The sequence below is a fragment of the Actinobacillus minor NM305 genome (genome assembly GCF_000175195.1).
GTDB classification, from domain to species: domain Bacteria; phylum Pseudomonadota; class Gammaproteobacteria; order Enterobacterales; family Pasteurellaceae; genus Haemophilus_A; species Haemophilus_A minor.
The window spans coordinates 1-6,707 of record NZ_ACQL01000123.1 but is presented as its reverse complement, the minus strand read 5'-3'; the positions used below and the strand labels follow the sequence as shown (position 1 = coordinate 6,707).

Annotated in this window: 9 protein-coding genes; 5 read left to right on the top strand and 4 right to left on the bottom strand. The window is 38.5% G+C overall.

Annotated elements, in window-relative coordinates:
• Window positions 1-105: 105 nt before the first annotated feature.
• Both AM305_RS12970 and gltS read right to left on the bottom strand, forming a co-directional pair.
• Window positions 106-231, bottom strand: coding sequence for a LysR family transcriptional regulator (locus AM305_RS12970; RefSeq protein ID WP_001303004.1), 126 nt, complete (start codon window positions 229-231; stop codon window positions 106-108).
• 230 nt (window positions 232-461) lie between these two features.
• A complete protein-coding gene (gene gltS / locus AM305_RS09645) occupies window positions 462-1,667 on the bottom strand; it encodes a sodium/glutamate symporter (RefSeq protein ID WP_000599533.1) in 1,206 nt (401 codons plus the stop codon).
• A gap of 443 nt (window positions 1,668-2,110) precedes the next feature.
• Here gltS and AM305_RS09640 point away from each other — a divergent pair, with 443 nt between their 5' ends.
• From AM305_RS09640 to AM305_RS09630, 3 genes are all read left to right on the top strand, one after another.
• Complete coding sequence (locus tag AM305_RS09640) at window positions 2,111-2,431, top strand: antibiotic biosynthesis monooxygenase family protein (protein WP_000562370.1); 321 nt, start codon at window positions 2,111-2,113, stop codon at window positions 2,429-2,431.
• Window positions 2,424-2,810, top strand: a complete 387-nt coding sequence (locus AM305_RS09635; RefSeq protein ID WP_000460651.1) for a hypothetical protein — start codon at window positions 2,424-2,426, stop codon at window positions 2,808-2,810. Before AM305_RS09640 ends, AM305_RS09635 begins: the two co-directional genes overlap by 8 nt.
• Window positions 2,811-2,880: 70 nt before the next feature.
• Complete coding sequence (locus AM305_RS09630) at window positions 2,881-3,504, top strand: ArsR/SmtB family transcription factor (RefSeq protein ID WP_001280391.1); 624 nt, start codon at window positions 2,881-2,883, stop codon at window positions 3,502-3,504.
• Here AM305_RS09630 and tetR(B) read toward each other — a convergent pair.
• Window positions 3,482-4,105, bottom strand: coding sequence for a tetracycline resistance transcriptional repressor TetR(B) (tetR(B), locus tag AM305_RS09625; protein WP_000088605.1), 624 nt, complete (start codon window positions 4,103-4,105; stop codon window positions 3,482-3,484). The two genes, AM305_RS09630 and tetR(B), sit on opposite strands and share 23 nt — an antisense overlap.
• Window positions 4,106-4,186: 81 nt before the next feature.
• Between tetR(B) and tet(B) the strand changes: the two genes are divergently transcribed.
• A complete protein-coding gene (gene tet(B), locus AM305_RS09620; RefSeq protein ID WP_001089068.1) occupies window positions 4,187-5,392 on the top strand; it encodes a tetracycline efflux MFS transporter Tet(B) in 1,206 nt (401 codons plus the stop codon).
• A 112-nt stretch (window positions 5,393-5,504) separates the two neighbouring features.
• On the opposite strand, the gene tetC is transcribed toward tet(B), so the two are convergent.
• Window positions 5,505-6,098 (bottom strand): tetracyline resistance-associated transcriptional repressor TetC, encoded by a 594-nt coding sequence (gene tetC, locus AM305_RS09615; RefSeq protein WP_000428546.1) that lies wholly within the window; start codon window positions 6,096-6,098, stop codon window positions 5,505-5,507.
• Between the two features lie 87 nt (window positions 6,099-6,185).
• Between tetC and AM305_RS09610 the strand changes: the two genes are divergently transcribed.
• A complete protein-coding gene (locus AM305_RS09610) occupies window positions 6,186-6,602 on the top strand; it encodes a helix-turn-helix domain-containing protein (RefSeq protein WP_000275180.1) in 417 nt (138 codons plus the stop codon).
• Window positions 6,603-6,707: the final 105 nt, after the last annotated feature.

Below are 6,707 nucleotides of genomic sequence, written 5' to 3'. Positions count from 1 at the left end.
TCTGGCTACACAATAACAAGGGAAGACTCACTCGTGGCTGCAACCCTGCTTACTCAAAATCTATTCACACATGGTTACGTTTTGGGGAAATTATGAGGGGATCTCTCAGTGCTCAGCATGTTTGAGTGCTTTACTCGCCGCGGGTTGAGAAATATGTAAAACTTCAGCCGCACGCGTTAAGGAACCACAAGTCATTACAGCATAAAAGATATCGAGATGTCTTAATTTCATTCCATGTAGCCTACTGATTATTTATTTCTACGGACTATTCTAACGAATAAAGTATAAATAATCAGATATACTCGTCATAATTCAAATTTTGGTTTAGTTGTCACGAGAATTAATTCGTAAACGTGCAAGCTAAATAGATTGACTAGGGGAATATACGGGGTAAGAAAGCGGCTCGGCATACTGCCCTATAATAAATTGTTAGGAGAAGTACGCCGAGTAGTGTGTAGCTATTAGGTAAAGTATGTACCAATTTCAATAAATATTTTAATTAAGATACTGTTTGAAATATCAACAATAAAGGCACCGACCATAGGAACGACAAGGAAAGCTTTATGTGATGGTCCAAATGCTTTTGTGACTGTTTGCATATTCGCAATTGCTGTTGGTGTTGCTCCCATACCAAAGCCACAGTGACCCGCGCTGATCACGACAGCATCATAATCTTTGCCCATCATTTTGAAGGTGACAAAGCAGGCAAATAGCACCATGACAACAGTTTGTACAGCAATGATAATTAATACTGGCCCTGCCATGCTTGCCAATTGACCAAATTTTAATGACATTAACGCCATTGCCAAGAAAAGCGATAAAGCAACGCTACCTAATACATCGACGGTCGGCTCAAACACTTCGTGTTTAAATACATGAGTCAGTGTATTACGGATAATAATACCGACAAATAAACACCAGACAAAAGTAGGCAGTTGCAGAAAAGTATCTTTAAACAATGCACTGATATAGCCACCAACAACAATACAGATAATCAGCATTGAAATGGTTTCAATAACGTTATTTGCATTGATTTTTCTTTTGACGCTTGGTTGCTCAAAAGCTTCAACGATAGTGTCGCGCTCTTGCTCGGTTGTTTTAGGAATAGAGACCTTTTTCAAAAGATGACGGGCAACAGGGCCGCCAACTAAACCACCCAACACTAATCCAAGTGTTGCACAAGCCATCGCTAATTCAACGGCGCCTGTTACACCATATTTATCAGCGAGAATAGGGCCCCATGCTCCGGCATTACCATGACCACCTGTTAGAGTAATTGAACCTGCAATTAAGCCAATAAATGGACTTTCATTCATCATGACAGCCATACTCATGCCGACAGTATTTTGAATGGCGATTAGGATCGTTACTGCAATAGTTAATAGAACTAACGGCTTTCCTCCTTTAATCAGTCGAGAAAAGTCAGAACTTAGCCCGATAGAGGAAAAGAATGTGAGCATTAATAAACTTTGCAATGAAGCATCAAAAGTAAACGAATAACCTGATGTTTTATCAATAATTAACAGAACAATTGCAACAATAAAGCCACCAACGACGGCTTCTGGTATGTGGTTTTTTTGTAGGAACGGGGTAAATTTTACGACAAACATTCCTATGAGTAGCGCGATACATGCGACTAATAATGTATAACTGGCATCTAGGATCATTTTTTTACCTCTATTAGTTTACCAGAATTTTCACTATAACAATTTAACAATAGTGAAAAATGAAGTTACTTTGGTTAACTAATCTTTAACAATGAGTTTTATTAGGGTATCCATAACTTTTAGTTAATAGGGTCATAATTTTAGTGTGATCTTAATCATGAAATATTAAAAAGATTAAAATAACAACAATGGTATTTAATGATGGGTAAACCTAAATACCATGCGGGATCCGCACTATTTTCGGTGATAGCAAAAAATAAAAAAGTATAAATAATAAACAAAATTATAAGAGAAGGAGAACATGATAAGCGCAGGCCGAGCAATTTAAAGAAGTGTGATATACAACATAAAACAGCAGCATGACCTTTCTATATTTCGTTGCTTATCGAAGTGTTAATTTTCGGGTGGATTACTCTGTTTGTTGATTAATAACGGAGAAAAATATGATTGCTGTAATATTTGAGGTGCAAATACAACCCGACCAACAAACTCGCTATTTGACTTTAGCTGAGGAGTTAAGACCACTATTAAGTCATGTAGCTGGTTTTATTTCAATTGAACGTTTTCAAAGTCTAGCTACAGAAGGAAAAATGTTATCGCTATCTTGGTGGGAAAACGAATACGCAGTTCTGCAATGGAAAAATCATGTTTTACATGCGAAAGCTCAACAAGAAGGGCGAGAGTCAATATTTGATTTTTACAAAATTAGTATTGCTCATATTACTCGCGAATATTCATTTAAAAAGGACAAGGATAATGTTTGATGTTCACGTTGTTTTAGATAATCAAATAGGACAATTAGCATTACTAGGAAAAACATTAGGTAATAAAGGTATTGGATTGGAAGGGGGAGGGATATTTACGGTTGGTGATGAATGCCATGCTCATTTTCTTGTTGAACAAGGAAAGGAAGCTAAAATAGCGCTAGAGCAAGCTGGACTGTTAGTACTTGCGATCCGGACACCATTAATTCGTAAGTTAAAACAGGAAAAACCGGGGGAACTTGGCGAAATAGCACGAGTATTGGCGGAGAATAACATTAATATTTTAGTGCAATACAGTGACCATGCTAACCAACTGATATTAATAACGGACAATGATAGTATGGCTGCATCTGTTACGCTCCCTTGGGCAATAAAGTGAACTTGCGATGGCTAATTTAATACGAAAAGAGGTTACCTTTGAGTCCTCAATAGCCGCGATAGGGGCGGCTATGTCTGACATTTCACGAGTTAAAATACTCAGTGCTTTGATGGATGGGCGAGCTTGGACGGCCACTGAGCTAAGTTCTGTGGCGAATATATCAGCTTCAACGGCGAGCAGTCATTTATCTAAATTATTAGATTGCCAGCTAATCACAGTAGTAGCTCAAGGCAAGCATCGTTATTTTCGGCTAGCAGGAAAAGATATTGCTGAATTGATGGAAAGTATGATGGGGATCTCCTTAAACCATGGCGTACATGCCAAAGTTTCCACGCCAGTGCATTTACGAAAAGCACGTACTTGCTATGATCATTTAGCTGGCGAAGTTGCCGTTAAGATCTATGATTCCCTTTGTCAACAGCAATGGATCACTGAAAATGGTTCAATGATCACATTAAGTGGTATTCAATATTTTCATGAAATGGGAATTGACGTTCCTTCCAAACATTCACGTAAAATCTGTTGTGCGTGTTTAGATTGGAGTGAACGCCGTTTCCATTTAGGTGGGTACGTTGGAGCCGCATTATTTTCGCTTTATGAATCTAAAGGGTGGTTAACTCGACATCTTGGTTACCGTGAAGTTACCATCACGGAAAAAGGTTATGCTGCTTTTAAGACCCACTTTCACATTTAAGTTGTTTTTCTAATCCGCATATGATCAATTCAAGGCCGAATAAGAAGGCTGGCTCTGCACCTTGGTGATCAAATAATTCGATAGCTTGTCGTAATAATGGCGGCATACTATCAGTAGTAGGTGTTTCCCTTTCTTCTTTAGCGACTTGATGCTCTTGATCTTCCAATACGCAACCTAAAGTAAAATGCCCCACAGCGCTGAGTGCATATAATGCATTCTCTAGTGAAAAACCTTGTTGGCATAAAAAGGCTAATTGATTTTCGAGAGTTTCATACTGTTTTTCTGTAGGCCGTGTACCTAAATGTACTTTTGCTCCATCGCGATGACTTAGTAAAGCACATCTAAAACTTTTAGCGTTATTACGTAAAAAATCTTGCCAGCTTTCCCCTTCTAAAGGGCAAAAGTGAGTATGGTGCCTATCTAACATCTCAATGGCTAAGGCGTCGAGCAAAGCCCGCTTATTTTTTACATGCCAATACAATGTAGGCTGCTCTACACCTAGCTTCTGGGCGAGTTTACGGGTTGTTAAACCTTCGATTCCGACCTCATTAAGCAGCTCTAATGCGCTGTTAATCACTTTACTTTTATCTAATCTAGACATCATTAATTCCTAATTTTTGTTGACACTCTATCATTGATAGAGTTATTCTACCACTCCCTATCAGTAATAGAGAAAAGTGAAATGAATAGTTCGACAAAGATCGCATTGGTAATTACGTTACTCGATGCCATGGGGATTGGCCTTATCATGCCAGTCTTGCCAACGTTATTACGTGAATTTATTGCTTCGGAAGATATCGCTAACCACTTTGGCGTATTGCTTGCACTTTATGCGTTAATGCAGGTTATCTTTGCTCCTTGGCTTGGAAAAATGTCTGACCGATTTGGTCGGCGCCCAGTGCTGTTGTTGTCATTAATAGGCGCATCGCTGGATTACTTATTGCTGGCTTTTTCAAGTGCGCTTTGGATGCTGTATTTAGGCCGTTTGCTTTCAGGGATCACAGGAGCTACTGGGGCTGTCGCGGCATCGGTCATTGCCGATACCACCTCAGCTTCTCAACGCGTGAAGTGGTTCGGTTGGTTAGGGGCAAGTTTTGGGCTTGGTTTAATAGCGGGGCCTATTATTGGTGGTTTTGCAGGAGAGATTTCACCGCATAGTCCCTTTTTTATCGCTGCGTTGCTAAATATTGTCGCTTTCCTTGTGGTTATGTTTTGGTTCCGTGAAACCAAAAATACACGTGATAATACAGATACCGAAGTAGGGGTTGAGACGCAATCGAATTCGGTATACATCACTTTATTTAAAACGATGCCCATTTTGTTGATTATTTATTTTTCAGCGCAATTGATAGGCCAAATTCCCGCAACGGTGTGGGTGCTATTTACCGAAAATCGTTTTGGATGGAATAGCATGATGGTTGGCTTTTCATTAGCGGGTCTTGGTCTTTTACACTCAGTATTCCAAGCCTTTGTGGCAGGAAGAATAGCCACTAAATGGGGCGAAAAAACGGCAGTACTGCTCGGATTTATTGCAGATAGTAGTGCATTTGCCTTTTTAGCGTTTATATCTGAAGGTTGGTTAGTTTTCCCTGTTTTAATTTTATTGGCTGGTGGTGGGATCGCTTTACCTGCATTACAGGGAGTGATGTCTATCCAAACAAAGAGTCATCAGCAAGGTGCTTTACAGGGATTATTGGTGAGCCTTACCAATGCAACCGGTGTTATTGGCCCATTACTGTTTGCTGTTATTTATAATCATTCACTACCAATTTGGGATGGCTGGATTTGGATTATTGGTTTAGCGTTTTACTGTATTATTATCCTGCTATCGATGACCTTCATGTTAACCCCTCAAGCTCAGGGGAGTAAACAGGAGACAAGTGCTTAGTTATTTCGTCACCAAATGATGTTATTCCGCGAAATATAATGACCCTCTTGATAACCCAAGAGGGCATTTTTTACGATAAAGAAGATTTAGCTTCAAATAAAACCTATCTATTTTATTTATCTTTCAAGCTCAATAAAAAGCCGCGGTAAATAGCAATAAATTGGCCTTTTTTATCGGCAAGCTCTTTTAGGTTTTTCGCATGTATTGCGATATGCATAAACCAGCCATTGAGTAAGTTTTTAAGCACATCATCATCATAAGCTTTAAGTTGGTTCTCTTGGATCAATTTGCTGACAATGGCGTTTACCTTACCAGTAATGTATTCAAGGCTAATTTTTTCAAGTTCATTCCAACCAATGATAGGCATCACTTCTTGGATAGGGATAAGGTTTTTATTATTATCAATAATATAATCAAGATAATGTTCAAATATACTTTCTAAGGCAGACCAACCATTTGTTAAATCAGTTTTTGTTGTGATGTAGGCATCAATCATAATTAATTGCTGCTTATAACAGGCACTGAGTAATTGTTTTTTATTTTTAAAGTGATGATAAAAGGCACCTTTGGTCACCAACGCTTTTCCCGAGATCTCATCTATTGAAACAGCTTGATAGCCTTTTTCAACAAACAATATTCGTGCTGAGTTAACCAGTGATTGATAGGTACTCTTAAAATTTTCTTGTTGATGATTTTTATTTTCCATGATAGATTTAAAATAACATACCGTCAGTATGTTTATGGTATCATGATGATGTGGTCGTGACAATCTTAAGAACATTTAGGTTATTTTATGTATATTGAACAGCATTCTCGCTATCAAAATAAAGCTAATAACATCCAATTAAGATATGATGATAAGCAGTTTCATACAACGGTTATCAAAGATGTTCTATTATGGATTGAACATAATTTAGATCAGTCTTTACTGCTTGATGATGTGGCGAATAAAGCGGGTTATACCAAGTGGTATTTTCAGCGGCTGTTCAAAAAAGTAACAGGGGTCACACTGGCTAGCTATATTCGTGCTCGTCGTTTGACGAAAGCGGCTGTTGAGTTGAGGTTGACGAAAAAAACTATCCTTGAGATCGCATTAAAATATCAATTTGATTCCCAACAATCTTTTACACGTCGATTTAAGTACATTTTTAAGGTTACACCAAGTTATTATCGGCGTAATAAATTATGGGAATTGGAGGCAATGCACTGAGAGATCCCCTCATAATTTCCCCAAAGCGTAACCATGTGTGAATAAATTTTGAGCTAGTAGGGTTGCAGCCACGAGTAAGTCTTCCCTTGTTATTGTGTAGCCAGA

What these genes read in the sequence shown, in the direction of transcription:
- AM305_RS12970 (WP_001303004.1), bottom strand. Translation starts at nt 231, where the DNA reads ATGAAATTAAGACATCTCGATATCTTTTATGCTGTAATGACTTGTGGT.
- gltS (WP_000599533.1), bottom strand. Translation starts at nt 1,667, where the DNA reads ATGATCCTAGATGCCAGTTATACATTATTAGTCGCATGTATCGCGCTA.
- AM305_RS09640 (WP_000562370.1), top strand. Translation starts at nt 2,111, where the DNA reads ATGATTGCTGTAATATTTGAGGTGCAAATACAACCCGACCAACAAACT.
- AM305_RS09635 (WP_000460651.1), top strand. Translation starts at nt 2,424, where the DNA reads ATGTTTGATGTTCACGTTGTTTTAGATAATCAAATAGGACAATTAGCA.
- AM305_RS09630 (WP_001280391.1), top strand. Translation starts at nt 2,881, where the DNA reads ATGTCTGACATTTCACGAGTTAAAATACTCAGTGCTTTGATGGATGGG.
- tetC (WP_000428546.1), bottom strand. Translation starts at nt 6,098, where the DNA reads ATGGAAAATAAAAATCATCAACAAGAAAATTTTAAGAGTACCTATCAA.
- AM305_RS09610 (WP_000275180.1), top strand. Translation starts at nt 6,186, where the DNA reads ATGTATATTGAACAGCATTCTCGCTATCAAAATAAAGCTAATAACATC.